Here is a 306-nt window from a genome sequence, read left to right on the forward strand (position 1 = left end):
CGGCCAGACAGTCGCGTCACTCGCAAGAGTGCCGAGGAAAGTCCGGGCTCCATAGGGCAAGGTGCCAGGTAACGCCTGGGCGGCGCAAGCCGACGGACAGTGCAACAGAAAGATACCGCCTACGTTCCTTTCGGGGAGCCGGTAAGGGTGAAATGGTGCGGTAAGAGCGCACCGCGAGTCCGGTAACGGACCGGCACGGCAAACCCCACCTGGAGCAAGACCAAATAGGGATCCATTGGCGTGGCCCGCGCTGGATCCGGGTAGGTTGCTTGAGCGCTGCGGTGACGTAGCGCCTAGACGAATGAC

Annotated in this window: 1 other RNA gene; it reads left to right on the forward strand. The window is 62.7% G+C overall.

The features are described 5' to 3' along the window. Positions 1-10 precede the first annotated feature (10 nt). Positions 11-306, forward strand: an RNA gene (gene rnpB / locus EIP85_RS22695) — RNase P RNA component class A.

This window comes from Solirhodobacter olei (genome assembly GCF_004010155.1).
Classification (GTDB): Bacteria; Pseudomonadota; Alphaproteobacteria; order Rhodobacterales; family Rhodobacteraceae; genus Solirhodobacter; species Solirhodobacter olei.